Source organism: Mammaliicoccus sp. J-M41 (genome assembly GCF_022385935.1).
Taxonomy (GTDB): domain Bacteria; phylum Bacillota; class Bacilli; order Staphylococcales; family Staphylococcaceae; genus Mammaliicoccus; species Mammaliicoccus sciuri_A.
In genome coordinates this window covers 1-26,572 of record NZ_JAJNIR010000035.1, presented here as the reverse complement: position 1 = coordinate 26,572, position 26,572 = coordinate 1, and the positions used below count along the sequence as shown (strand labels likewise).

Below are 26,572 nucleotides of genomic sequence, written 5' to 3'. Positions count from 1 at the left end.
GATGCAGACTCTGATTCAGACGCAGACTCAGATGCAGATTCTGACTCAGACGCAGACTCTGATTCAGACGCAGACTCAGATTCAGATGCGGATTCTGACTCAGATGCAGACTCTGATTCAGACGCAGACTCTGATTCAGACGCAGACTCAGATGCAGATTCTGACTCAGACTCTGACTCAGATGCGGATTCTGACTCAGATGCAGACTCAGATTCAGATGCAGACAGTGATTCAGACGCAGACTCAGATTCAGATGCAGACTCTGATTCAGATATGGGAATGGGTTCAACTGATTCAAACAACAATGGTGGAAACGGCATTGCAAAAGCTGCAACTACAGATGATCATGATAAATCAAATAATGATAAGAAATTACCAGACACTGGTGAACAACCAATAAATAACGGTGCTTTATTCGGCGGTTTATTTGCTGGAATTGGATCATTATTCTTACTTGGTCGTCGCAAAAAAGACAACAAAGAAAATAACTAGAATTATATAAATGAAATTTTATGGCTGGGGCAAATTTTTTGTCCCAGCCTCTATGATTTTTAGGGTAGTTTCATAATTTTCATTAATAAAACAGATTTAGGCTTATTTTTATAAAAGTTAATACAGAAAGGTATGTAATGTATGGAGATATCTAATCAACTAAAGAATTTATTCAATAGTAATTCTGATGTAGAAAAAATATTTGTTAGTGTTGGTCATCCTTCCCAAAAGGCTATAGTAAAAATGTTTAAAGCTAATAATGCTGAACGAAATATTAAAAAATATATCGAATCATTTCGAAAAAATACTGGTAAAAATGCTGAATGGATCAAAATAGATTTCGTTACATCAATTGAAAAAATTAAATATGAACAATTAAAGCATGATTTAACTCATACTCGTAGAAATTATGTAGAATATGGCTTTTCATTAGATAATAATTGGGAGTTAGCATTCTTACCTGAAGAAATTAATACCAATGCATTTATAAGACCAGAACCTAATAGTAAAGAGCTTTTCATGTCTGAGAAGAATATTAACAACTATATTAAAAAATACAAAAGAATAAGAAAATATTTCACACATCGTAATTATGAAAATGAAGATGTTTATAAGTTCTACACGAAAAGCTATTTTATTGAAAAAGATCAACTTATTGAATTAGAAGAAAAGGGATATCGTAAAGGTCTAAGAAAAATTGATAATATTAATGAAGAAATCGATCGACTAATTGAGACAAGTACTCACTTTTTGAAAAATCAAATTCAAGATAACGGAAAGTATATTTATGGTTATTTTCCACATTTCGATAAAGAAATAGGATTTTATAATAATTTACGTCATTCATCTTCAACATATGCATTAATAGAAGGTCTGAGTTATTTAAATGAAGATGTCACAATTGTAGAAAAGGCGATTGATTATTTAATCAAGCATTATTTATATGAAGTTGATGGCGCAGGATATATATTTGATGATACAGAAGGTATGAATGAAATAAAATTAGGTCAAAATGCTGCATTTATCTTCGCGATTTGTGAATATTTAAAGCATGTACCTGAGAAAAATCAATATTTAGAAGCTGCACAGAAAGTTGCAAAAGGGATATTGACGATGATTGATGATCAACAACAAACGATTCACGTATTAAATTATCCTGATTTAACGATAAAAGAACAATTCAGAATTGTATATTATGATGGTGAAGCTGCTTTAGCATTATTAAGACTTTATCAAATTGATCATAATGAAGAATGGTTGAATACAATCAAAATGTTATTTGAAATGTTTATAGAGAAAAAATATTGGAAGTATCATGATCACTGGTTAGGATATTGTACAAATGAATTAGTACAAATTGATCCACAAGAGAAATATTATAAATTTGGCATTCAGAACGTATCGAGTTATTTAGATTATATGCAACAAAGGGAAACGACATTCCCAACATTTTTAGAAATGTTAATGGCGACGTATCACTTAGTAGAAAAAGCTAAAAAGACAGGCTATGTTGAACTTGTTGAAACTTATTTAGATGAAGAAAAATTTATTAATACTATACATTTAAGAGCTGATTATGAAAGAACAGGCTACTTTTATCCTGAAATTGCTATGTATTTCAAAAATCCAGCACGCATTGTGAATTCATTCTTCATTAAACATCATGGCTATAGAGTAAGAATTGATGATATTGAACACTATTTATCAGGGTATGTTCAATATCAAGAAGTGTTTAGAAAAAATGTTTATAAAGTATAAAAAAAGAGACATATGCCTCATTTCAGACTATGGACAAACTGAACTTAAATTTATAAGTTCAGTTTGTTTTTAGTATAAACTAATAATTTTCACTAAAATCATGATTAAATTACGTTTTATCATAGCTATTTGTGGCTCTTTAACGAGATACATTGCCAACTTTTTATGATTTATGGCAGCGCAAATAAGCGGTGGTGTCTATGGAACTTTTTTACTACCTTTATATCTTGCCCATCTCTTACTATGCTGTTCTTTTGCATCACCAAATCGTGTTTTTACTGTTTGCCCCCTTAGTTTATATGTTTTTTAATTGAATCTATAAGCCTTAAATCTTCTATTATATCAAAATCATCTTGCCAAACATATCTTCGAATTTCTCTGATATAATTTCTATTTTCTGTACATTCACTTAATAGTGGAGCATGATTTACATATAATAGGATTAGATTTGTGTATAGTCTATGACTTGTTAGCATCGTTATTTTAATTCACATATACCTTTCCCTCGTCACTCGGTCATGGCAGTTTGTAATTTTTGTTCAATTAAGTCGATATGTTTACTGACCAAATTCCGTTGTTCATTCAAGAATTCTAGGTGTGCGCGTAAAACGCTTGAGACATCTATTTTGTTTTGATAAAGCATGTCTGTGTTTTTTCGTATTTCTTTTAATGGCATATTCAAATTGCTTAGGCACTGGATAAATTTAATCATTTCGATATCGTCGTCTGTGTATAAACGCTTGTTATTGCTATCTCTGTCGATGTGTTTCAAGATATTCTTTTTCTCGTAATAACGCAGTTTGCTTTTAGGTATATTGCAATAATCTGAGACATATTCAATGTAATATTGTTTCATATAAGCATATCCTTTCTCTTAAACCAAGGTTTAACTGATATTGTAATCTATACAAACATGAATGAGGAGGAAAGACAATGAAAAAGGCTTTAATTGTTGTAACAAACATTGCGAAATACGATAATTTAGACAGACCTACGGGTGCGTGGTTCTCAGAGGTTACACACTTTGCGAAAGATTTCTATGACGCAGGTTATGATGTTGATTTCGTAAGTCCGAACGGTGGATATGTGCCTCTTGATCCTATCAGTCTTAACCCTGAAATGATGGGAGATGAGGACTGGGAATACTACACGGATCATGATTATATGAATAAATTTGGACAAACATTATCTCCAAAAGAGGTTAATCCTAGCGACTATCAAGCCATTTACTTTGCAGGTGGACATGGTGCGATTTGGGATTTTAGAAATAACAAAGAACTTAACGACATTGCGTTAAGTATTTACAATAACCAAGGCGTTCTCTCTTCTGTATGTCATGGTGCGGCTGGTCTACTCGACATTAAAGAAAATGGCGATTACCTCGTTCGTCATAAAGACGTGACTGGTTTTACAAATAGTGAAGAACAAGCAAATGGTACAACTGAATACAAGCCATATTTATTAGAAGACGAATTTATTAGTAACGGTGCACATTTTAAAAAAGAGGATGACTGGAGTAATTTCGCAGTCGTAGATGGTCGCATTGTCACTGGTCAAAATCCTCAATCAGGACATGCAGTTGCTGAACATGCTTTAAAAATCTTAGCTAATCAATAATTTTAAAAAGGAGCGATACACATGAAATCATTAATAATTGGCGCTCATGGTGGCGTTGGTCAACATCTCGTACGCAAACTCAAAGCACGAAACGTTGACTTTACTGCCGGTGTTAGAAAAGAAGAACAAGTTGAAGTTTTAAAAGCAGATGGTATTGATGCAACTTACATTGATGTTGCAAAACAATCTATTGATGAATTAATAGAATTATTTAAACCGTATGATCAAATCCTTTTTTCCGTCGGTTCTGGTGGAAGGACAGGTGACGATCAAACAATCATAGTAGATTTAGACGGTGCAGTGAAAGCAATTAAAGCAAGTGAACACGTCGGTCGTCAACACTTTGTTATGGTATCAACGTACGACTCACGTCGAGAAGCTTTTGATGCGTCAGGCGACTTGAAACCATATACCATTGCTAAACATTATGCGGATGACTACTTAAGACATGCAAATTTAAAATATACCATTGTGCATCTAGGCGCTTTAACAAACGAACATGAAACGCAACAATTCAATATGAGTGCGCAATTTGAAAATGTACAAAATCCGTCTATTACAAGAGAAGATGTAGCAGAAGTGCTTGTTTCTGTATTAACTGATGAAGCATTACAAGGTCACGAATTCCAAATCATCAATGGTGATTTGTCATTACCAGACGCAACGACTAAATATCTGGAGGAATAATAAATGAATAATCAACAAGTTGTACTTGCAAAACTACCATAAGGTATCCCTCAAGACCGTTGTATTTAGATTTGAAACAATAGAAGCACGAGAACCTTAAGTAGGTGAAGTTCAAGTAGACTCCATTTATTTATCTATAGATCCTTACATGAGAGGTAGAATGAATGATACAAAAAGCAATATTCAACCTTGCTAAGTGGATGAGCAATTACAATTTGTCATGTTCGCACTCGCGAAACTATTATAAGACTTATCATAGCAACGCCTGGAACATTACGTTTTGTTCCAAGCGATTTTTTTATATTTACACTTAAAATCAATGTATATCAAATGATTCTCAACATGGGGCATGGCAATGTATATGCGCTCTTTATTTAATTATGATTATATCAAACATTTACTTTGTAATTTGTCTATAGTGATAAGTCTCTAAACTAAGAAAATCAAAAGTTAAATTGCGTGTATGAATGTAAAAAGAAGTAAAAAATTTATATTTTTATATAATTATTTTGTGGCATTGTAATATTAATGTAATAATGTGGCCTGTAAGACAAATATGAGGAGGGTTTTTATGAAAAAAGTTTCTAAATTTATTTTAGATAGTAGTTTAGTTTTGAGCTTTTCTGTAACGCCCGAATTATTTAATGTCACTCAAGCACATGCACAAGAATCTGTGAAACCTTCTTTTAATTATAGAGGTTAGACAGCACATCAAAGTAACTTTATTCTAGATAAGAAATTTAAAACATCTCTAAAAGCTGTTAACTTCAAGATTAATAATTACAAGATTACTAAAAATAATAAAGACTTATACGATCCAACATATTACGGGGTTTCTAAACATAAAGCGAATGGTGTTTTCTTCTTATTAGACCGTAAGTCAGTGAGCAAAAAAGAATTTTTGAATCATTACGTTGAAGCAAAGTATACATCTACATCAGCCTGAGGTAAAGAATATATCTATAAAATTGAAGATAAAGATGTGAGATTTTTTGTTAACCAAAAGGATTATGTCATCAAAGGACAAATCATTAGTGAATAAAATGAGATACTAAGCATGTATGAGAAGTGGGATAAAATTCATTTTGAATCGTAGTCTCGCTCCCTAAATTAATTTATACTGCATTTAATTCAAAAGTTATTTTACATGTTTAAGATTGACGATAAAACAATATAAAAAACCGCATCATTAACCGATACGCAGAAAGTTATCATAAGTGAAGGATTTTTGAAGGTTTTAAAAATAAAATTTCAAATTGCAAAAATTTTGGAGTCATTGAGAACATGATTTTAAATATAAAGATTCTCGTATTGTAAAACCAATCTTTGTATTTAATAATTTAAAAAGGATATTGAAGAAAGGTATTCAATACCATTACATTATGTGATATTTGGTATTTTACTTATTGTATGGTATTTAAATATTCCAATTGATAGATTAATAAGTTTTTTAGATGAAGATTTAAAAATTAAAATCTTACAAACATTTTCTCTAATATATAATCATTTAATATTATGCTCATTAATAATTTTCTTTTTAATTATTATCATATCAATAATTTTTGATAATCTTAATATGAATAGATTTGTCCCACCGGATGCAGAATATATTGATGGGACTAAAAATTCAATTAATTACATATCTGCAATTAACAGATTAACTAGCATTTTTTTATTAATATTAACTAAGTATTGGATTTATTACTTTCTTGCTCTAGTTCTCATTAATAATGGTACGTATGTATATTTAAGTGATGGATCGATTTTACTTAATAGGATTTTAATGATTTTTAATACTATAATATTGATTTGGTATGTTTTAAGAGCAGTTTTTGTATTGAAAATCCCTGTTGATAGTGTCATAACTCGCATTAGTGAACATGAATTAGAAAGATATTATATTAAATGAAAAAAATGGATATATAATTGTGAAACCAGAATATAGAAAAATGACTAACTATTACTTAATTAAAATAGATGATATGTTTAAGAATAACAAACATTATAAAGTAATTAATAAGTCGAAAGAACTTGATGAAATAATATATAATTTTGATTATTTAACTAAAAATATATAGTTTTGATTTTATGTTAGAAATTATATTGAGAGAAAATCTGAATATTGATATTTAAAAACCGCATCACTACCCGATAAGCAGAGCCATATAATAAATAATCCTGAAAATCCACCCAATTTAAAGTTTAATTGGGTGGATTTTCAGTTTAGGTTAAATAATAAACAAGACACTTGTAAAGCGATTTAATTCTTGTACTTTATCACTAAGATTTAAATAGATAATGATAGGCTTTTTGTTTTTTTGATACAATGTCACAAAGGTCTTTTGAATAATCGAATTCTTTATTATTGATTTTATGTTTCTCTTTTCTAATCCCTTTACGATACCCATAGTTATTGAATGCTATTTTGTGATACTAATACCTAATTTTTGGTGTGTATAATTATAAATATCAGGAGTTGCCTGACAAATTTCATTGATTAAAAGATAAGTTGAATAATTGCAACAATGATTAAAATACTGATGATCCACTTTTGTACAAAACTAGGGACCTTTTTACCTAATTTTAAACCTAACGGAGCGAAAATAATACTCCCTATTATTAAAAATAACGCATCTTCTAAAGGAATGTAACCTTGTATAAGTTTAATGATAAAGGCGCCAATTGAAGATATAAAAGCAATTACTATACTATTAGCAACTACCGTATTCATTGGTAATTTGAATAAAACTAGCAATATAGGAATAATAATAAAAGCGCCGCCTGCGCCAACTATACCTGAAATGATACCAACGAAAAGACCAACCATAACTAATAATGGTTTGTTAAAGGAAGACTGATTTAAATTCGGTTTTAGGTTAATAAACATTAAAATTAATGCGATTAAAGCAATGATAATATATATTGCATTTACAAATTCAGCATTAAATAAATTTGCTAGGAGTGCGCCTAACACGCTCCCTGTAATCATACCTCCACTCATATAAATAACTAATGGTGGGGAGAATTCTGTTTTTTTTCGCGCTTTTAATGACCCACTTAAAGTACTGAAAAAGACTTGACTGGAAGTAAGTCCTGAAGCGATGTATGCACTGTATGCAGGAACACCAAATAGTGGCGGTAATAATAAAATAGCTGGATAAATAATGATAGCACCACCGATACCTACTAGACCCGAAATAAAGCCTCCGAATACACCTATAAGTAACATCATAATAACAGTTGAAATATCCATTATTTACTTTTTACCAATAAGTTAACGGCTTCATTAATCAATTCTTCAGAATTTTCACCATTATCCTCTGCTGCCTTTACACATTCTATTAAATTTTCACTAATGATAATCCCCATCAAACGTTGGATTGAACTTTTTGATGCACTGATTTGAGTAATGACATCTTTACAATCTTTTTCTTCTTCCATCATTTTAATAACTCCATTGAGTTGACCTTGTATTCTATTAATACGATTAATCATTTTTTTATCATAATGCATAGTTATTCCCTCCATTTTTAATTGAATAAAGTCATAATAATAGATAGAACCAAAAATGTCAAATACCCCACTGGGTATTTGACATGCTGTAAACAAGAATTAGAAAAATTAGGTGCACAAGGTCAACTGATTGACGTAAGAACAGAAGAAGAATATGAGCTAGCACACATAAATGGTGCGACATTACATCCTGTAGATAAGATTGAATCGTTCAATAAAGATAAAAACAAAACCTATTATATTCACTGTAAAAGTGGTAATAGAAGCACCAAAGCAAGTGAATATTTAGCTAAACAAGGCTATGATGCTGTAAATTTAAACGGTGGCTATAATGCTTATGAAGAACAAAATAATAATCACGATGCACAAGAAGAAAATACAAATGTAGAAATTAAAGCAGAGCGTAAACAATTTAACTATAGTGGTCTTCAATGTCCAGGCCCAATTGTAAATATCAGTAAAGAAATGAAAAACATTGAAGTAGGGGAGCAAATTGAAGTTACAGTAACAGATACTGGATTCCTTAGCGATATTAAAAGCTGGGTGAAACAAACAGGACATACGTTAGTTAAACTTGATGAAAGTAATAATGGAATTAATGCTATCATTCAAAAAGAAAAACCAAAAGACTTACAAGTGAATCATACTACTAAAGGTACGACAATTGTACTATTTAGTGGAGAGTTAGACAAAGCAGTGGCAGCAATGATTATTGCAAATGGCGCTAGAGCTGCAGGAAGAGATGTAACTATCTTCTTTACTTTTTGGGGACTTAACGCGTTAAAAAAAGAGCAAACAGTTAACGTTAAAAAGAAAGGCATTGCAAAAATGTTTGATTGGATGTTGCCGAAAACACCTTTACGCATGCCGCTTTCTAAAATGAATATGTTTGGTTTAGGTAATATCATGATGCGCTATGTAATGAAGAAGAAAAATGTTGATTCATTACCATCGCTTATCAATCAAGCTATCGAACAAGATATCAAATTAATCGCTTGCACGATGAGCATGGATGTTATGGGAATTCAGAAAGAAGAGCTCAGAGTCGAAGTTGAGTACGGTGGAGTAGGTACTTATATTGGTGATACAGAAAATGCGAATCATAATTTATTCATCTAATTAAATCTATTAAAAAAGGAGTTTTATCATGTTTTTCAAACAATTTTACAATAATCATTTATCTCAAGCATCTTATTTAGTTGGCTGTCAACGTACAGGAGAGGCAATAGTAATTGATCCTGTTCGTGATTTAACAAAATATATGGAAGTTGCAGATAGCGAAGGTTTTAAAATTACACAAGCTGCAGAAACACATATTCACGCTGATTTTGTTTCTGGAATTCGGGACGTGGCAGAACGTTTAAACGCCAATATATATGTATCTGGCGAAGGTGATGATCAATTAAGTTATAAAAATATGCCGGAACATACAAATTTTGTTAAAAATCAAGATATTATTCAAGTAGGTAATATTAAATTAGAAGTCTTGCATACACCTGGTCATACCCCAGAGAGTATTAGTTTCTTACTCACAGATGAAGGTGGCGGCTCAAGTGTTCCAATGGGTTTATTTAGTGGTGACTTTATTTTTGTTGGTGATATCGGTAGACCTGATTTACTAGAAAAATCAGTACAAATGGAAGGTACTACAGAGATTGGTGCAAAACAGATGTATCATTCTATAGAAGGTGTTAAAGATTTACCAGATTATATTCAAATATGGCCTGGACACGGTGCTGGCAGCCCATGTGGTAAAGCATTAGGTGCTATACCAATGTCTACGCTAGGTTACGAAAAAATAAATAACTGGGCATTTAATGTGACAGATGAATCTAAATTTGTTGAAACGTTAACATCAAATCAACCAGCGCCACCCCATCACTTTGCACAGATGAAAAAAATTAATCAGTTTGGTATGAACATGTATCAACCATACAACGTTTTTCCTAGTTTAGATAATGTAAGAATAGCCTTTGATCTTCGTAGTAAAGAAGCCTTTCATGGCGGTCATACTGAAGGTACAATCAATATTCCTTACAACAAAAACTTCATTAACCAAATCGGTTGGTATTTAGACTATGAAAACAGTATAGATTTAATTGGTGATAAATCTACCGTTGAGCAAGCAACACATACTTTACAATTAATTGGCTTTGATAATGTAGCAGGTTATCGTTTACCAAAATCAGAAATTTTAACCCAATCCATCCATAGCGTTGATATGACTGGTAAAGAAGAATATATACTTGACGTACGTAATGATGAAGAGTGGAATAATGGGCACTTAGATCAAGCAGTCAATATTCCGCATGGTAAATTATTAAATGAAAATATTCCATTTAATAAAGAAGATAAAATATATGTACATTGTCAGTCAGGTGTTAGAAGTTCAATAGCAGTGGGTATATTAGAAAACAAAGGCTATGAAAATGTCGTGAATATTAGAGAAGGCTATCAAGATTTCCCAGAATCATTAAAATAATTTAAAGATGTGGAAAAGTGAGTAATCCTATCAAATTGTTATTGTAAGACAATCAGATATTATAATACCACCAAGATTATTTAGAATAAATAGAAGTTTAAAAGAAATATAGATATGATTCCTAATTAGTCATAATAGCAATAGATTTATAAAATTAATATAAACCCCTTTCTAGTGGAAATGTAGTGAGCCCAATAAGTTTTACTTTTTGGGCTCACTACATAATTAATGGTTTTTACTATCTTTTACATTGAGATAAGCTACTATAATTACACGAAATCAATTATTTTAATTTATAATGGTTACTTTAATAACTATACTTATAAAATTTATTCTTTGATTATGAACGAGAAAGATTAGTAAAACATTATACCTATTATAATGCCTATTAGCACAATAGACCAGGAAGGTAATTTATAATAAACCAGGAATACGAATAATGAGCTAGCTAGAACAAAATCTAATTCTGATTTAATAGTTGAAGCCCAAATCGGATTATAAAATGCAGCGATAAGAATACCTACTACACCCGCGCTTATACCTTTTAAAAAACCTTCAGCATAAGTGTTAGATTTAATATTATCCCAAAATGGTAACACTCCAAATAATAATAGAAATGCTGGTAGGAATATAGCGACAGTAGCCAAAATTCCTCCTCCAATACCTTCTATAGACATGCCAATATATGAAGCGAACGTAAATAATGGTCCAGGTACAGCTTGAGCAGCAGCATAACCCGTTATGAAGCTATCAGGTGATATTAAACCTTGTGGTACAAACTCATTTTCTAATAAAGGTAATACGACATGACCACCTCCAAACACTAAAGAACCAGATCTATAAAAACTATCGAACATTCTAAGCCATAAATTATTCGTCATAGAACTAACTATAGGCAATACAGTTAATAGTAAAAAAAATAATGAAATTGAAATAAAACCTAACATTTTAGGTAATTTAAATGTCTTCACTCTTAAATAATTTTTATCTGTAGAGGTTTCTTTTAAAAAGATAAGGCCATATATACCAGTAATAGATAATGCGATTACTTGAATATAAAGATTATCGATTGTTAGAGATAATATAAGAACAAATAATGCCAATGTAATGGTACTTTTAGTATTAGTTAATTTTTTCCCCATACCTATTACGGCTTGGGCAACAATGGCAACAGCTACTAGTTTTAATCCTTGCATCCAAGTTAAACTAGAATCATTGTTAATAATTAATGCTGAAAAAACCATAAGTATAATCACAGAAGGAAGTGTAAAACCAATAAAAGAAATAATTCCTCCCAGAATTCCTCCTCTAATAGTTCCTATACCAATACCAACTTGGCTGCTTGCAGGTCCAGGTAAAAACTGGCATAGCGCTACTAAATCTGAGTATTCTTTTTCATCAAGCCATTTTCTTTTCTTAACATACTCATCATAAAAATAACCTAAGTGGGCAGTTGGTCCTCCAAATGATAGTAATCCAAGTTTTAATGCAACAAAAAATATATTTATATATTTATACATAAAAAACTCCTTGTATTTAGTTGATTAATTTTTTACTTAGCTATTAAATTCTTTAATTTTTTTGCCAATTTCATCTCTAACACGTTGGAATTCTGACCATTCTTTACCTGCTGGATCCTCAAAACCCCAATGCTCTTTTTTAACGTTTGGTGGTAAAATAGGACAATTATCGTCTGCATCACTACATAACGTTACGACCAAATCTGATTGTTTTAAAATATCATTATCAATCAAGTCTGACGTATGGTTTGATATATCAATATCTACTTCTTTCATAGCTTCTATTGCTTTAGGATTAACACCATGCGTTTCAATACCAGCAGAATAGACATTCCAATCTTCACCCAATATTTCCTTTCCCCAACCTTCAGCCATTTGGCTACGACAAGAGTTTCCTGTACATATAAAATAAATTGTTTTCTTATCCATAATTAAAGCCTCTTTTCTTAAAATATAATTAGTGTAAGGTATAAACCTAAGAGTGTTACAAATAGGACTGGAATAGTAATGATAATTCCAGTTTTAAAGTATGTTCCCCAAGAAATTTTTACTCCTTTTTGTGTTAAAACATGAAGCCACAATAATGTAGCTAACGAACCAATTGGCGTAATTTTAGGGCCTAAATCAGAACCTATAACATTCGCATAAATCATACCTTCTTTTAATATACCTGTAGCACTAGATTGGCCAATTGCGATTGCATCTATTAATACAGTAGGCATATTATTCATAATGGAAGATAAAAATGCTGATATAAAGCCCATGCCCATAACACTACTGAATAATCCAAGACTTGAAATATTGGATAATACATCAGCTAAAATAGTTGTGATTCCTACATTTTTCAATCCAAATACAACTAAGTACATACCAATGGAGAACAAAACGATATTCCACGGCGCGCCTTTAATGACTTGTTTTGTATGAACTGCTTTAGATTTATGAGCTAACAGAACAAAGATAAAAGCGATAATACCAGCAATAATTGATACAGGAATTTGGATAAACTCACTAACAAGATATCCAACGAGTAGTACGGCTAATACTACCCAAGAAATCTTAAATAATTTAGGATCTTTAATTGCACTTTTAGGATCTGATAGGTTTTCTGTATCGAACGTTTTAGGTATGGATGTTCTGAAATATACCCATAAGACGAGAATACTGGCAATTAGAGAGAATATATTAGGTATAATCATTCGACTAAAATATTCAATAAATCCAATATTAAAGTAATCTGCAGAAACAATATTCACTAAGTTACTTACAATTAAAGGTAGTGATGTCGTATCAGCGATGAAACCACTGGCAATTATAAAAGGAAAAATCACTTTTTTATTAAATCCTAGATTCCTTACCATCGCTAATACAATAGGCGTTAAGATTAAAGCAGCCCCATCATTTGCAAAAAATGCTGCTACAACTGACCCTAATAACATAATAAAAACAAACATTTTTAAGCCGTTACCGTTTGACGCTTTGACCATATGTATCGCGGACCATTCAAAAAATCCAATTTCATCTAATATTAATGAAATAAGAATAACAGCTACAAAGGTTAAAGTAGCATTCCAAACAATCCCTGTTACTTCTATTACATCTGAAAAACTTACGACCCCTGTAATAATCGCAACGACAGCTCCAATTAAAGCTGTAATACCAATATCTAAACCTTTCGGTTGCCATATCACAAAGAGTAAAGTTAAAAGAAAAATCACAATTGCTAATATTGTCATCAACACTCACCTTGTTTCATACTTTTACATACACATCGTTCATTAGATGTATTAATAAGATTTAAATTGTGATTAACATCATCTAAAATTTCATGATTAAGTCGATACATATGTTTATTACCTTCTTTTCGTGAAAGAACTAATTGCTTATCGACTAATGACTTCATATGATGACTTAGGGTAGGTTGTGAAAATTGAAAATGTTCAAGTAAGTCACAAGCACATAGTTCACCACATGAAAGTAAATCTATTATTTCTAACCTGCTTGGATCAGATAAAACTTTTAATATAGTAGATAGTTCTTGATAAGACATAACCATACCTCCCTTTCGCTATATAGATTAACATCTATATAGATGATTGTCTATATTATTTATTCCGTGGATCTATAGTATTGGAGAATGAGAAAAATGCAGTCTGACTATCTGTTAAGTGGAGTGGCATCATTCGCTCTACAACCAACCAAAAAACCGGCCGATCCTGTAGCTCACTGCTACGAATCGACCGGTTATTTTTTATATGATTTGATTATTCCATTAAGTAACTGTCTTCGGCGCGTTTGATTGTTTTCTTTTTCCATGGGTCGAGGATTGGTTTAACGATAAATCCTATTGTGAATATGACAACGCCGAATAATACAAGACAAATGAGATTGTATATGAGTATTTCTGGTACGACGCCTCCAACCGCTTCTCTTAAAGCATCTACGGCATAAGTAAACGGCAAATATGGATGTATGGCTTGGAAGAATTTTGGTGTGACTTGTATTGGGAATGTTCCGCCTCCGCCTGCTATTTGTAGTACCATAATGACAATTGCTAATGCTTTACCTACGTTGCCGAATAGGGACACTAATGTATAGACAATGCTTATAAATACGATTGAAACGAGTACGGATAATAGTATAAATAATAATCTATTATCAATAGCTGCGCCTAAAATAAACATATCTCCTAGTGACACGATAATCGACTGTATGACACCTATTATGATGAATATAAAGCTCTTTCCAACGAATGTTTCTCGCAATGAATATTTCTGTTTAATTTCTTGATTTTTAATATCTGTTGTTAATAAGTTAGATAATAGTAAAGCGCCTACCCAAATGGCTAAAGATGTATAGAATGGTGTACTTGCTGTTCCATAGTTTGGCACACTAAATAACGATTCTTCTTTTAATTCTATTGGGTGTGCGATAATATCAGCTTGTTTCTTTAAATCATTTTTCAATAATTTAATCAGCTCGTGAACTGTATCATCTTTATCTATTTCTCTAACTTTCTTCGCTGCTTTCTTAATATCTTCTTCAATACTTGGTAAATCATTTCGCGCAAATTCTGCTAAGTCATGAATTTCTTTTTGAGCTTCTGGTAAGTTATCGTCTATTAATTGAACAGCACGATCGTATTTATCAATCATTGTTGGTAAATCATTATTTGAGAACTGTGCGAGCTTTTTAACTTCTGATTGAACATTTGGTAGTTCATTTTCAACGTAATAAGCACCTTTACCAACTTGCTCTTTAAATTTAGGGAAGTTTGTTTGAGCTACTTCATTAATGTTATTAAACTTTCTTTCAAGTTCTGGTAATTCATTGTTAATGCTGACTAATAAATCATGACCATTTTGTAAGGAACTTTTCCCAGTTTGAATTACATTATCTATCATGTTCATAGAACTTCTAATCTTCGAGATATCATCGATACCTTTAGTTAACGCTTGATCGATTTGATTAACGCCTTCCATTAAAGTCGTCTTAAAATCACTGCTCGTATATTTTAATAAATTGTCTAAAGATACGAGATTAGAATCTATTAATTTATCTAATGCTAAGACTTCTTCTTTACCAGATTTACCGTTATTTAAAGCATTAATCAGATTGCTTTGACCATTTATAACACTTTGCAAATCTTTGTTAGCTGATTCAAATTGTGAAATGGCTGATGAAGTATCAATACCTTCAGATTTCTGAAGTTCCTTTAAAATATCAATCATAGAATCATTAAAAGCGACACCTTGTTGTAAGCGTGATTGATTGTTTTTCACAGTGTCTGTAAGTTGTTTACTGTCTTGACTCATTAAGATACTTTGATTAATGGCTTGCATGCTTTCTAAATCTTTTTTGTTCATAGTTGCTTGTTCGTTACTATAGTCTGCGAGTGCTGTTAAAGATTCGCTCAGTGCAGATTTCATTTCATTTAATTCTTGATCAGTTAATACGTTTTTAGAAGCTTGGTCATTATTTTCGTTATTATCATTTTCTTCTTCATAAGCTTGTTGCGTTGTTACGATATTATTATCTTTCTCTTGTTCTTCAGTTGATGGTTTTTCTTCTGTTTCTTCTTTAGAAGTGTCTGCTTGTTCTTTATCACTTTCTTGTTCTTCAGCATTTTGGTCAGTCTGATTGTCTGCTTTGTTTTCTTCTGACGACTGCTGAGGTTCTTCTGTACTTTGTTCAGGTTTCGCTTCGTTATCTTTAGTATCTTTCTTGTCTTTCTCAGCTTCTGATTTCAATTTTTCGTTCGCTTTTTCAGTTTTTTCCTGAGCTTTTTTAGCATCTGCTTCATACTGATCTAATTTACGATTTAATTCAGGTAAATATTGTTCTGCTTTATTGATAGCTGCTAATGCTTTTTCGGTTGCTTCAATACCTTGAGGCACACCTTTATTGATTTTAGGAAATTGTTGTTGTACTTTATTCGCTTTTGCTAATGCACTTTCGATTTCAGGCATTTGAGCATTCAATTTCGTAATTAATTGAGCTGCTTGGTTAATATCACCCATTTTACTGTTTACTTCATTTATTTTCTTAACGCCTTCATTAATGTCGCCTTTGTAATTTCCTAGCGCTTCGAATTCATCTTTATACTTTGTAATGTCATCTTGGTGTTCATCAATTTCTATTACTTTCTCTTTGAACTCTTCTATTTTAGGAAGATTGTCTTCAGCAGTATAGACAGCATTTTTAATTTTACTTAAAGTAGGTAATTCATTTTCAAGATCTAAACCAACTTGGTTTGCTTCTTTTAATAATGCTTTCGTTGCATTCTCGCCAAACTCTTTATTTAAAGAATCTACAATGGATGATGCACCAGCGTTTGTCATTTTAGGTGCAATCGCATTTAATTTCTCGTTTACTTTGTAATCAATAACGGCTTTCTTAGGTTTCTTATGATAGATACTTGTGACTTCATCAGAAAAAGTCTTATGTAAATATATCGAGGCATAATAATCACCTTTTTCAACACCATCGTCAGCCTTCTTACGATTCACAAATTCCCATCCAAACTTATCGTTCTTCTTCAATTGTTCAACTAATTGGTCACCTACGTTAATATCCTTACCTTCAACCTTAGCACCCTTATCTTCATTCACGACCGCAATTTTAATACCTTGCGTATTGTTGTAAGGATCCCACGTAGAACTTAAATTAAACCACGCATAGAATGATGGCAAAATAGAAAGACCTAATAATAATATAATCACAAACGGCACACGTCTGATATTTTTAATATCTTCAATAAAAATTTCAAATGGTTTCTTCAAAATCTTAACTCCTTATCCATTAGTACATGACATGTACTATAAATATCAATACCGCTATCATACCCTATGTTCAAAATCAATTCAATCCCAATTTGTTATATCAGTATATTTATAAAGACTAAAATATGACTAAAATAGCATGTTATAGCTATATCAGTATATTAAAATAGAAAATATTTCTATTTTTGGATGTTGACAAAAAAGCCCTCTTTCCAAGACTGCAGATGTCATGTCTGCATTGAAAGAGGGTGTTCAAATTGTCTAATGGTAATTGAATCCATATGTGAAATATTAGATAATAGGAATAATATTTTATATTGTTGCATTAATAGAAAGTGAATAGGAGATTAAAAATGATTATTAACCTCGAAGAAATGAAGATAAATTTTGATCTAGAAAGTGAAACACCTTTTTTTCAAGCATCTAATGAAAATAGAGTACGTTTTGATGTAGAACACGTAAACAAGAAGCAACTTTCCAATATTATTAATCAATTATTTACCAATCAAATTAAAACAAAGTGTTCGTTTTTATCAGAGTATAAATATCCTGTTAAATTTAGAGAAAAAACACGATTTGGTCGTTTCTTCAATATTACAAACTGGAAAGAAGAAGTACACGCTTCAAATGAAGAATATATAATGGTAACTACAGAGAACTTAAAAAATGATGAAATCATTAATTATTGTTTATACATCCAAAAAGGTATGATTGAACCTTATATCATATTCTATAATGAGCAAAATATAATCTATATTAGTAACGATGTAATAGATATTATAAGCAGCTCAAAAGAAATGATTAGCAATATAAAATCGGAGTTTAAAGAGTTTATAGATGTTTTTTATGAAACATTAGAATAAAAAAATCAATATATGCTAATAAATATGCCGAATTTTTTATAAGTAATAAAGAGAGTAGATATAAGAATAACGAAATTTAATAAATGTATAAAATAAACTCAAATAGGTTATGGAAGGAGGAGTGTTAAATATTGTTAAACATTTTAATAATCTTATTTTTAATATTTGTTCTTATTATAAATATATATAGACTAAAAGATAAATTTCAATATCGCTATACCCAACTAAAAGAGAAGATTGGGTTATTAAAAATAGAAATAAACTTAAGAGATTTTACTAGAATTAATAACCTGAAAATTTTAGCAAAACTAGTTTTTGAAAAATTTTTCATAATAAATTCTTGGAAGAAATTCAATTTTATAATCTCTGTCTTTTTAATTTTCATATTAATTAACTTTAGATTAAATGATTTACTTAGGTTTATCTTAATAGAGATTATCTTGATTATTATTGCTTTAGCTTTTTTGGGCTTTTTAAAGAAAGAAGGGAGATTCGAAAAAGTAATTATAGGGCAATTATATATTCCATTAATAGAGATTGTAATAGCGATTAAATTTTTTCTTATAGATTTAGAACATCAAAACATAAGTTTGCCAATTTTCTATATAACTATGACTATACTAATTCTATCATTATATATATCTATATCGCTTTATTACAGTGAAAAGAGTAGTAAATTCAAGTTATGGCATTTGCTTTGTTGTTATTTAAATATTGGATTTGTATGTGTAATTATGTTCACTTATATAGGATATGGCTTCATGATTTATGAAAGTAAAAATCTAAATTTAAAAGCCAATGAAGGAGTTTTAAATATAAACGGATCCGAGAATGTATTAAATACTTTTGCAATTTTAATATCTTATGGACTAGATAATTTATCTCAAGGAAGTGGCATTGAATTATCAAAAACACATGAAACTAAAGATATAAATACAAATGAGATTGTGTTTAGCTTAGTTTGTAAAATCTTTATCTCTACGTACTTAGCATTAGTATTAGCATTTTTAAGTAATACACTATTCAATAAAGTTGATAATAGAAAATAGATGAAATAGGTAAAGTAAGTAAACAAATACAATCATTTATTTGCTGGAGGAGAATCAATATACGGAAATCCAAGAGCGTTTATACTCAAACATAATCGATAAAATATACAAACAGAGCATCCCTCAATTATTGAGAGATGCTCTGTTATTTTGTGTAGCTTTAATCGTGTATTTTATTATAATTATTCTTTATCTTCTGATGTTTGTTTGCGTCTAAATAATAGGAATGCTGATCCTAACATAGCGATAAGTGTGCCAAATAATGTAGTATGTTCTACTTTAGATTCACCTGTATCTGGTAATTTATATGTATCTTTAGTAGCGTACGTTTGTTTATGATTATTTAGTTTCACTATGTTGTTTGAGTTAACTGAGTTGTCTGATTTAACTGGGACAACATGATTCGAATTGCCTGTTTTATCCATGTTGCTCGGATTATCAGGATTGCTCGGATTATCTGGGTTGCTAGGATTGTCCGGGTTGTTCGGATTATCTGGGTTGTTAGGATTATCCGTCTTATCTGGAATTTCACATACTTCGTTGATATATTCTACTTGTTTAGGTGTTAAACTTGATTTGATATAGTCTAATTCTGCTTTATTAATCTCTTCTTCAGACATACCTTGTGCTCGCATAGATTCTTTTTTTAGTTCTAATTGTCGGCGTAAATCTTCTTCGTTCCACTCTCCACTAACATTGACACTTGTAGTAAGCGGTACGACACTAAATTCAAATTCTTGTGTTGTATCAAATTGTTTATTAAATACAATACCGTAAGCACTATTTGCTACTACATTACCTAAGTTAATGATTGCGATATTACCATCAAATGTGATGTTTTCAGGTGTAATGATATTTGTATAAGAACTCTTACCATCCTTTGAAACAGCAGGATAATATCTATTGACTAACCAATCAGACGCATCTGAAGTTGTGACATTATAATAAGGTAACTTCACGCGCATAACAGCATTATCAATTGCATAGTCAGTCGCAAAGACAATTCTCCAATGTTGTGCTGTTGTTGCGTCATTTGGACCACTTTGCCAATGTTGAACTTCTAAATTTCCTGGGCCATAATTATGAGCATCAGTTGCATTTGGATGGTTATTTGGATTTTTCACTTTTTCTTGGTATCCATTGTTAGAATAATCATCTAAATTTGTATCCATAACACTTTTAGCATTAAGATTAACCTTATTTGTATATTTAGTTGTCACTTCATCAGCTGTACAATGCTCGCTTGTTTTCACGCCGTTTTTAACAGTTTGTGTTTGTTCAGGCACATAACCATTTTGCTCTTTGAAATACGTCAAAGCGCCATCTTTATCAGTGTCCTTTTTAGCATCAGCATCATTCTCTACTGCAATAGAATTTGTGTCTTGATCAGGATATTGCTTTGCAGCATAAGAAGTGGCTTCATCATTATTATATTCAGGTGTCTCACTTGCTTCATTTGTTGTAACGTCTGTGTTCTCGCTCATTTCATTAGTCGTTTCTGGTTGTGTAGTTTCACTATTGATGTTTGTATTGTCTGTTTCTACTGCGCTATTTTCACTCGCTTGTGCTTCATGTTGAATACCCATGACTAATAAAGTTCCCAATAAAATAGATCCCGTCCCGATTTTGAACTTCCTTAATGAAAATCTTTGATAAGTGTTCCTTTGCATTAAAATTCATCTCCATCCCCTAAAGTGTTACATATTACATCTATCCAATACATTTATACCTCGCGGATATTAATAAAACAATAGATATTTTCATAAATATGTCACTGCTTACAAAATATTGAAAAATAAAGTTTATACATATAACAAACATTTTTGTTTTAAAATATTTTTTAATATTCAAAACGATGCATAATATGCAATAAAGTGCGTAAGTCATATAAATTGACGATGCTTACACACGAGTCTAATATTATCAAAGAAGAATACGAATGACTGTATTCTATCCAGTAAGTAACGGAGGAATTTATGATGCTAAATGCTAAAGCGAGAGCAGTAAGTAGTCCGGATTCTAATTTTTTTGCGACAGAAATTACGAGAAGAGATTTAGATAAACATGATATTTTGATAGAAATTAAATATGCAGGGATATGCCATTCAGATATTCACACTGCACATGGAGAATGGGGACCAGTGAATTATCCTTTAGTACCGGGTCATGAGATTGCGGGTATTGTTAAAGAAGTTGGTTCTGATGTGAGTAAATATCAAGTAGATGACCGTGTTGGTGTTGGTTGTATGGTTGATTCATGCGGCGAATGTGAACATTGTCAAAATGGCGAAGAACAATACTGCGTAAAAGGAATGGTTGGTACATATGCAGGTACTGACAGATATGGTGAACCTACTCAAGGTGGTTATTCAACACATATCGTCGTACATGAAGATTTCGTACTACGTATTCCAGATAATATTCCTTTAGATGAAGCGGCACCTTTACTTTGTGCAGGTATTACAACGTATTCACCTTTAAATCACTGGAAAGCTTATGAAGGTAAAAATGTAGCTGTTATCGGTATGGGTGGACTTGGTCATATGGCTGTTCAAATTGCACATGCAATGGGCGCTGATGTAACAGTATTATCACGTACATTAAATAAAAAAGAAGACGGCTTAAAATTAGGCGCTTCTCATTATTATGCAACAAGTGATGAGTTAACATTTGAAGAACTTGCGAACTCATTTGATTTAATCATTAATACCGTAAGTGCTAACTTACCAATAGATGATTATCTTCAATTATTAAGATTAGACGGTACACTTGTAAACGTAGGAGTACCAGCAGAACCCGTATCATTACGCGTATCAAACTTAATTGGTCACCGTAGATCATTTGCAGGTTCAGCAATTGGTGGTATAAGAGAAACACAAGAAATGTTAGACTTCTGTTCAGAACATAACATTAGACCACAAATCGAACTAATTTCAGCAGATCAAATAGACGAAGCATATGAAAGAGTCTTATCTTCAGACGTTAAATATCGTTTCGTAATAGATACAAGCACAATGTAATAACGAAAAAAGTGTCCATATGATGGGCACTTTTTTGTTTTATCTAACAAAAAATCCCCTGCTAACGATAACGTTAACAGGGGATGATTTATTGATTCACTTTAAGATTCAACGACGTCTTCCATTTGGGCTTCGAATTCATCTAGTAATGCGCGTACTTCATCTGTTGTTTCTGTACTCATTAATTGATGTCTTAATTCGCTAGCGCCTCTCATGCTGCGGACGTAAATTTTGAAGAATCTACGTAAGCTTTTGAATTGTCTTGTTTCACTAGTTGCGTATTTGTCGAATAATGTGAGATGTAATCTGAGTAGGTCTAATAGTTCTTTACTTGTATGGTCACGAGGCTCTTTCTCAAATGCAAATGGATTATTGAAGATACCTCTACCAATCATAACACCATCGATGCCGTATTTTTCAGCAAGTTCAAGACCTGTCTGTCTATCAGGAATATCACCGTTTATCGTTAACAATGTATTTGGTGCGATTTCGTCACGCAAATTCTTGATCGCTTCGATTAATTCCCAGTGTGCATCTACTTTACTCATTTCTTTACGCGTACGAAGATGAATAGATAAGTTTGCGATATCTTGTTCGAAGACATGCTTTAACCAATCTCTCCATTCTTCTATGTCATAATATCCAAGGCGTGTCTTAACACTTACCGGTAGACCACCAGCTTTTGCTGCTTGAATAATTTCAGCGGCACGTTCAGGTCTTAGTATTAAGCCAGAACCTTTACCTTTGCCTGCAACATTTGCTACAGGACAGCCCATATTCAAATCAATACCTTTAAAGCCCATTTCTGCCATTCCGATACTCATTTCTCGGAAATGATCTGGCTTGTCGCCCCATATGTGTGCGACGATAGGTTGTTCATCTTCACTGAAAGTTAAGCGTCCGCGAACACTGTGTATGCCTTCAGGGTGACAAAAACTTTCCGTATTTGTAAACTCAGTGAAAAAGACATCTGGTCTCGCTGCTTCACTGACTACGTGACGAAAGACGATATCCGTAACGTCTTCCATAGGTGCCAAAATAAAAAATGGACGTGGCAATTCACTCCAAAAATTTTCTTTCATAATATATTTTAACCTTCTTATTTATTAATTTATTAAATATTTATCCATGATGATATTACCATAAAAGTGCAACTTATACAAAAGGATATTTACTCATTTTAATTCAGATTACTTGTCATAACATTTAAACATTTTAATACTTAAAGCATGCATTTTGACTTTCTCGTGTGGCTTTGTATAACATGATGATATTAGAGAAAGATTTCGAGGAGATGTCGTCGTGGAAGAGTTGAAACACCGGGATAAGACTTTGCTTATTATGATTTTGATGGTAGGGTCATTTGTGGCCATTTTGAACCAGACACTCATGACTACAGCCTTACCAAGTATTATGAAAGAAATGCATTTAACGAGTAGTACAGTATAATGGCTGACGTCTATATTTATGTTAGTGAACGGTATTATGATTCCGATTACGGCATATTTAACACAGCGATTTACAACTAGAACGTTATACTTTGCAGCTTTAACATTCTTTATAGTAGAGTAGGTTCTATTATTTGTGTTATAACGGATCAATTCACCGTTATACTCGCAGGACGTGCAGTTCAAGCTATGGGTGCTGGTATTATGATGCCTTTAATGCAAACAGTGTTAATCCTTGTTTATCTAGTAGATAAAAGAGGACAAGCAATGGGGATGTTTGGATTAGTCGTCGGTTTCGCACCAGCAATCGGTCCAACATTATCAGGTTGGGTCGTATCTCAATACAGTTGGAAAGTAATATTCTACATTCTATTAGTTGTAGCTATTGTAGATTTATTATTTGCGATGAAGTTCGTTAAGAATGTAACAGATGTTACGAAACCGAAGCTTAATAAACTATCAGTCACACTATCGACATTAGGCTTTGCGGCATTGCTATTTGGCTTTAGTGAAGCGGGTAATTTAGGATGGCATCATCCTTTAGTGTATTCAATGATCATTGCAGGTATTGTCATCTTAACAATGTTTATCGTGAAACAATTAAGTATGAATGAGCCGTTTCTTAACGTTCGCGTCTTCACCTATAAATCCTTTACGATCAATATGATTATCGTTTGTATCGTTTTTGTTTCATTTATAGGAAGTCAAACAGTATTGTCATTCTACTTACAGAATCTACACGGTTATTCACCATTGATGTCAGGATTAGCACTCATGCCAGGTGGGATTATAACAGGTATACTTTCACCTTTCACAGGTAAAATATTTGATAAATACGGTGGTAAGTTATTATCCATCATAGGCGTTTCAATTGTCGTGATTACATCATTTGCTTTCACACAACTCGATGCAAACACATCATTCGCTTATGTCACAATATTCTTTGCCATCTCACTTGCTGCAAATGCGATGGTCTTCAATCCATTAACAACAGCTGCGTTAAACAATTTATCACGTGAATTAGTACCACATGGAACATCAATGAATAATACAATGAGACAAGTCGGCGCAGCAATGGGTTCAGCGATATTAGTAACAGTTATGAACACAGCAATCTTAAACCCACATAAATATGGAATAGAAGGATTAGTACACGGCGTACGCGTCGCATATGTTGTTATCTGTATCGTAGCAATACTTAGATTAATATTTGCGATTATCAACCCAACATCTAAAAAAGGCTATAAAGAAGTATAACGAAATAAAGCATATCACTGAACTGACAACCTCAGTTTGAAAGTGATATGCTTATTTTTATAGGTCGAGCAGTGTGATATCAGACAACCCTCAGACTGACCCTTGCGGGGGGGTTATAAGTAATACATAAGAAAATGAATTGCTTCATAAGGAAATTTATGTAAACATACTTTATACTTAAATCAAAATCACAGAATTGAGGTTATCGTATTGAAGAAGTTATGGATTTTGGGGTTGGGTATCATTATTCTAATGATCGTTGGAATTATGATTATGACGAAACCATCTAACGAACATCATTCAACAACAGTTAAACCAACAGACTCAACTTATATAAATAGTCAAATACCGACATTATTTCTCCATGGTTATGCAGGAAGTGCGAACTCTGAGAAATATATGGTTCAACAAGCAAAGAAAAAAGGCGTCACAAAAGAAGTCATCACAGCATATGTATCTGAAGATGGAGAAGTTGAATTAAAAGGCAAACTTAAAAAAGATGCGACTAATCCTATTGTACAAATAGAACTAGAAAATAATAAACAAGGCGATCTGGATCTGAATGCAGAATGGTTTAAAAACGTACTAGCGAAATTACAAAGTGAATACGGTATTAAGAAATTTAACTTTGTCGGACATTCAATGGGGAATTTATCATTCGCTAAATATATGTTGAAATACGGGGATGATGAAACATTACCTCAGTTGAATAAAGAAGTGAACATTGCCGGTACGTTTAATGGTGTATTAAATATGAATGAACAAGTAAATGAAATTAGTGTGGATAGAAGCGGTAAACCAAGTCGCATGAACCCACCATATCCAGACCTACAACAATTGAAAGACATCTATAAAGGACAAGAAATAGAAGTATTAAACAAATATGGTGACTTACAAGACGGCACCAACTCAGACGGCCACGTATCCAACAGCTCATCAAAGTCATTGAAATATTTACTAGGAAATAGCCCAAAAAGCTATAAAGAATCCAAACACGAAGGCAAAACAGCCCAGCACAGCGAACTACACGAAAACAAACAAGTCGCGAATGAGATAGTGGAGTTTCTTTGGGGGAGGTAGGTTTTAATCATTATGGAATAGCGAATAACGAAGCAATCTACAATAGTAGGATGCTTTGCTATTTTTTTGCTTCAATAGATTAATAACCAAATTAATTTTTTGGATTTTTATTGTTATATAATTATCTTTTGCGCTATATAATATAATGTGTATAGTATCCTTTGTAAATTGGAGGTTTTGAAGCACAGATTAATATATTAAAGGAGTGTTTTTTTGATGACAATAAATTATCAACCGTTACAACATATTGAATCTGCTAATATGAAATATTTGTATGCTCAAATTCCTTTTAATAAATCAATATTAGAAAATCTTTCATTTGATTATGAAAGAACAGGATCAGTTTTCGATTTCGCTAAAGATTATGAAATTTATTATTGGAGAAATATGTTGGTAAATCGAATGAATTTATTGGTTCTGTTGCAAAGTTGAATTTATAGTATAATTTTAACAAAAAGGAGTCTTCTGTATGAACTATTTCAGATATAAACAATTTAACAAGGA

The 26,572-nt window shown here is 31.9% G+C and carries 23 protein-coding genes and 2 pseudogenes; 15 read left to right on the top strand and 10 right to left on the bottom strand.

All coding sequences use genetic code 11. From position 1 onward, the window contains the following. Positions 1–492 (top strand): LPXTG cell wall anchor domain-containing protein (locus tag LQ686_RS11515; protein ID WP_239733339.1); only part of this gene is annotated, 492 nt, incomplete at its 5' end. Between the two features lie 141 nt (positions 493–633). Beyond that, the gene (locus LQ686_RS11510; protein ID WP_071562374.1) at positions 634–2,250 is read left to right on the top strand and encodes a poly(glycerol-phosphate) alpha-glucosyltransferase; all 1,617 of its coding nucleotides are present in this window, start codon (positions 634–636) and stop codon (positions 2,248–2,250) included. 508 nt (positions 2,251–2,758) lie between these two features. Here the strand turns inward: LQ686_RS11510 and LQ686_RS11505 are convergent. Beyond that, on the bottom strand, positions 2,759–3,106 hold the full coding sequence (locus LQ686_RS11505; protein ID WP_239706555.1) for a MerR family transcriptional regulator: 348 nt from the start codon (positions 3,104–3,106) through the stop codon (positions 2,759–2,761). Between the two features lie 77 nt (positions 3,107–3,183). Here LQ686_RS11505 and LQ686_RS11500 point away from each other — a divergent pair, with 77 nt between their 5' ends. The 4 genes and pseudogenes from LQ686_RS11500 to isaB all read left to right on the top strand — a co-directional run bounded on the left by LQ686_RS11500 (position 3,184) and on the right by isaB (position 5,596). Next, on the top strand, positions 3,184–3,867 hold the full coding sequence (locus LQ686_RS11500; RefSeq protein WP_239733338.1) for a type 1 glutamine amidotransferase domain-containing protein: 684 nt from the start codon (positions 3,184–3,186) through the stop codon (positions 3,865–3,867). Between the two features lie 21 nt (positions 3,868–3,888). After that, the gene (locus LQ686_RS11495; RefSeq protein ID WP_239705906.1) at positions 3,889–4,554 is read left to right on the top strand and encodes an SDR family oxidoreductase; all 666 of its coding nucleotides are present in this window, start codon (positions 3,889–3,891) and stop codon (positions 4,552–4,554) included. Between the two features lie 45 nt (positions 4,555–4,599). Beyond that, a pseudogene (locus LQ686_RS14295) lies at positions 4,600–4,744 on the top strand (NADP-dependent oxidoreductase); the annotation flags it as partial. Positions 4,745–5,125: 381 nt separating this feature from the next. Further along, positions 5,126–5,596, top strand: a pseudogene (isaB, locus tag LQ686_RS11490) (immunodominant staphylococcal antigen IsaB family protein). 1,455 nt (positions 5,597–7,051) lie between these two features. Here isaB and LQ686_RS11485 read toward each other — a convergent pair. Both LQ686_RS11485 and cstR read right to left on the bottom strand, forming a co-directional pair. Further along, positions 7,052–7,807, bottom strand: coding sequence for a sulfite exporter TauE/SafE family protein (locus LQ686_RS11485; RefSeq protein ID WP_107634384.1), 756 nt, complete (start codon positions 7,805–7,807; stop codon positions 7,052–7,054). Next, positions 7,807–8,067, bottom strand: coding sequence for a persulfide-sensing transcriptional repressor CstR (cstR, locus tag LQ686_RS11480; protein WP_019468539.1), 261 nt, complete (start codon positions 8,065–8,067; stop codon positions 7,807–7,809). The genes LQ686_RS11485 and cstR overlap by 1 nt, the downstream gene beginning before the upstream one ends. A 78-nt stretch (positions 8,068–8,145) precedes the next feature. Between cstR and cstA the strand changes: the two genes are divergently transcribed. Continuing rightward, a complete protein-coding gene (gene cstA / locus LQ686_RS11475; RefSeq protein ID WP_239733337.1) occupies positions 8,146–9,186 on the top strand; it encodes a persulfide response sulfurtransferase CstA in 1,041 nt (346 codons plus the stop codon). A gap of 28 nt (positions 9,187–9,214) precedes the next feature. Then, positions 9,215–10,549 carry a persulfide dioxygenase-sulfurtransferase CstB gene (gene cstB, locus LQ686_RS11470; protein ID WP_198052372.1) on the top strand — a complete coding sequence of 445 codons (1,335 nt, stop codon included), beginning with the start codon at positions 9,215–9,217 and terminating at the stop codon, positions 10,547–10,549. A gap of 356 nt (positions 10,550–10,905) precedes the next feature. On the opposite strand, the gene chrA is transcribed toward cstB, so the two are convergent. The 5 genes from chrA to LQ686_RS11445 form a co-directional block, all read right to left on the bottom strand. Further along, entirely contained in the window at positions 10,906–12,069 is a 1,164-nt protein-coding gene (gene chrA / locus LQ686_RS11465) for a chromate efflux transporter (RefSeq protein WP_064205292.1), read from the bottom strand. A 36-nt stretch (positions 12,070–12,105) separates the two neighbouring features. Further along, positions 12,106–12,498, bottom strand: a complete 393-nt coding sequence (gene arsC, locus LQ686_RS11460) for an arsenate reductase (thioredoxin) (protein WP_064205291.1) — start codon at positions 12,496–12,498, stop codon at positions 12,106–12,108. 17 nt (positions 12,499–12,515) lie between these two features. Beyond that, positions 12,516–13,805 carry an arsenite efflux transporter membrane subunit ArsB gene (gene arsB / locus LQ686_RS11455; RefSeq protein ID WP_119495404.1) on the bottom strand — a complete coding sequence of 430 codons (1,290 nt, stop codon included), beginning with the start codon at positions 13,803–13,805 and terminating at the stop codon, positions 12,516–12,518. Further along, the gene (locus LQ686_RS11450) at positions 13,805–14,119 is read right to left on the bottom strand and encodes an ArsR/SmtB family transcription factor (RefSeq protein WP_107565666.1); all 315 of its coding nucleotides are present in this window, start codon (positions 14,117–14,119) and stop codon (positions 13,805–13,807) included. The genes arsB and LQ686_RS11450 overlap by 1 nt, the downstream gene beginning before the upstream one ends. 214 nt (positions 14,120–14,333) lie before the next feature. Beyond that, positions 14,334–17,351: a YhgE/Pip domain-containing protein gene (locus LQ686_RS11445; RefSeq protein ID WP_239733336.1), complete on the bottom strand. Its 3,018-nt coding sequence runs from the start codon at positions 17,349–17,351 to the stop codon at positions 14,334–14,336. Positions 17,352–17,704: 353 nt separating this feature from the next. Between LQ686_RS11445 and LQ686_RS11440 the strand changes: the two genes are divergently transcribed. Next, positions 17,705–18,214 carry a phage tail protein gene (locus LQ686_RS11440; protein ID WP_232188818.1) on the top strand — a complete coding sequence of 170 codons (510 nt, stop codon included), beginning with the start codon at positions 17,705–17,707 and terminating at the stop codon, positions 18,212–18,214. A 131-nt stretch (positions 18,215–18,345) separates the two neighbouring features. After that, positions 18,346–19,263 (top strand): hypothetical protein, encoded by a 918-nt coding sequence (locus LQ686_RS11435; protein ID WP_232188817.1) that lies wholly within the window; start codon positions 18,346–18,348, stop codon positions 19,261–19,263. A gap of 182 nt (positions 19,264–19,445) precedes the next feature. Here the strand turns inward: LQ686_RS11435 and LQ686_RS11430 are convergent, their stop codons facing one another. Then, on the bottom strand, positions 19,446–20,933 hold the full coding sequence (locus LQ686_RS11430; RefSeq protein ID WP_239733334.1) for a fibronectin-binding protein FnbA: 1,488 nt from the start codon (positions 20,931–20,933) through the stop codon (positions 19,446–19,448). A gap of 309 nt (positions 20,934–21,242) precedes the next feature. On the opposite strand from LQ686_RS11430, the gene LQ686_RS11425 reads away from it, so the two are divergent. Continuing rightward, entirely contained in the window at positions 21,243–22,283 is a 1,041-nt protein-coding gene (locus LQ686_RS11425; RefSeq protein WP_239733340.1) for an NAD(P)-dependent alcohol dehydrogenase, read from the top strand. Between the two features lie 101 nt (positions 22,284–22,384). Here the strand turns inward: LQ686_RS11425 and LQ686_RS11420 are convergent, their stop codons facing one another. After that, positions 22,385–23,365 carry a tRNA dihydrouridine synthase gene (locus LQ686_RS11420; RefSeq protein ID WP_107565669.1) on the bottom strand — a complete coding sequence of 327 codons (981 nt, stop codon included), beginning with the start codon at positions 23,363–23,365 and terminating at the stop codon, positions 22,385–22,387. Between the two features lie 220 nt (positions 23,366–23,585). Here LQ686_RS11420 and LQ686_RS14290 point away from each other — a divergent pair, with 220 nt between their 5' ends. From LQ686_RS14290 to LQ686_RS11405, 4 genes are all read left to right on the top strand, one after another. Then, positions 23,586–23,732: a hypothetical protein gene (locus LQ686_RS14290; RefSeq protein WP_311405109.1), complete on the top strand. Its 147-nt coding sequence runs from the start codon at positions 23,586–23,588 to the stop codon at positions 23,730–23,732. Positions 23,733–23,818: 86 nt separating this feature from the next. Next, a complete protein-coding gene (locus tag LQ686_RS11415) occupies positions 23,819–24,988 on the top strand; it encodes a DHA2 family efflux MFS transporter permease subunit (protein WP_338418244.1) in 1,170 nt (389 codons plus the stop codon). A 210-nt stretch (positions 24,989–25,198) separates the two neighbouring features. Continuing rightward, positions 25,199–26,068 (top strand): alpha/beta hydrolase, encoded by an 870-nt coding sequence (locus LQ686_RS11410; RefSeq protein ID WP_232152121.1) that lies wholly within the window; start codon positions 25,199–25,201, stop codon positions 26,066–26,068. Positions 26,069–26,281: 213 nt separating this feature from the next. Beyond that, complete coding sequence (locus LQ686_RS11405; protein WP_142397555.1) at positions 26,282–26,500, top strand: hypothetical protein; 219 nt, start codon at positions 26,282–26,284, stop codon at positions 26,498–26,500. Positions 26,501–26,572 lie beyond the last annotated feature (72 nt).

What these genes read in the sequence shown, in the direction of transcription:
- LQ686_RS11510 (WP_071562374.1), top strand. Translation starts at nt 634, where the DNA reads ATGGAGATATCTAATCAACTAAAGAATTTATTCAATAGTAATTCTGAT.
- LQ686_RS11505 (WP_239706555.1), bottom strand. Translation starts at nt 3,106, where the DNA reads ATGAAACAATATTACATTGAATATGTCTCAGATTATTGCAATATACCT.
- LQ686_RS11500 (WP_239733338.1), top strand. Translation starts at nt 3,184, where the DNA reads ATGAAAAAGGCTTTAATTGTTGTAACAAACATTGCGAAATACGATAAT.
- LQ686_RS11495 (WP_239705906.1), top strand. Translation starts at nt 3,889, where the DNA reads ATGAAATCATTAATAATTGGCGCTCATGGTGGCGTTGGTCAACATCTC.
- LQ686_RS11485 (WP_107634384.1), bottom strand. Translation starts at nt 7,807, where the DNA reads ATGGATATTTCAACTGTTATTATGATGTTACTTATAGGTGTATTCGGA.
- cstR (WP_019468539.1), bottom strand. Translation starts at nt 8,067, where the DNA reads ATGCATTATGATAAAAAAATGATTAATCGTATTAATAGAATACAAGGT.
- cstB (WP_198052372.1), top strand. Translation starts at nt 9,215, where the DNA reads ATGTTTTTCAAACAATTTTACAATAATCATTTATCTCAAGCATCTTAT.
- chrA (WP_064205292.1), bottom strand. Translation starts at nt 12,069, where the DNA reads ATGTATAAATATATAAATATATTTTTTGTTGCATTAAAACTTGGATTA.
- arsC (WP_064205291.1), bottom strand. Translation starts at nt 12,498, where the DNA reads ATGGATAAGAAAACAATTTATTTTATATGTACAGGAAACTCTTGTCGT.
- arsB (WP_119495404.1), bottom strand. Translation starts at nt 13,805, where the DNA reads ATGACAATATTAGCAATTGTGATTTTTCTTTTAACTTTACTCTTTGTG.
- LQ686_RS11450 (WP_107565666.1), bottom strand. Translation starts at nt 14,119, where the DNA reads ATGTCTTATCAAGAACTATCTACTATATTAAAAGTTTTATCTGATCCA.
- LQ686_RS11440 (WP_232188818.1), top strand. Translation starts at nt 17,705, where the DNA reads ATGATTATTAACCTCGAAGAAATGAAGATAAATTTTGATCTAGAAAGT.
- LQ686_RS11430 (WP_239733334.1), bottom strand. Translation starts at nt 20,933, where the DNA reads ATGCAAAGGAACACTTATCAAAGATTTTCATTAAGGAAGTTCAAAATC.
- LQ686_RS11425 (WP_239733340.1), top strand. Translation starts at nt 21,243, where the DNA reads ATGCTAAATGCTAAAGCGAGAGCAGTAAGTAGTCCGGATTCTAATTTT.
- LQ686_RS11420 (WP_107565669.1), bottom strand. Translation starts at nt 23,365, where the DNA reads ATGAAAGAAAATTTTTGGAGTGAATTGCCACGTCCATTTTTTATTTTG.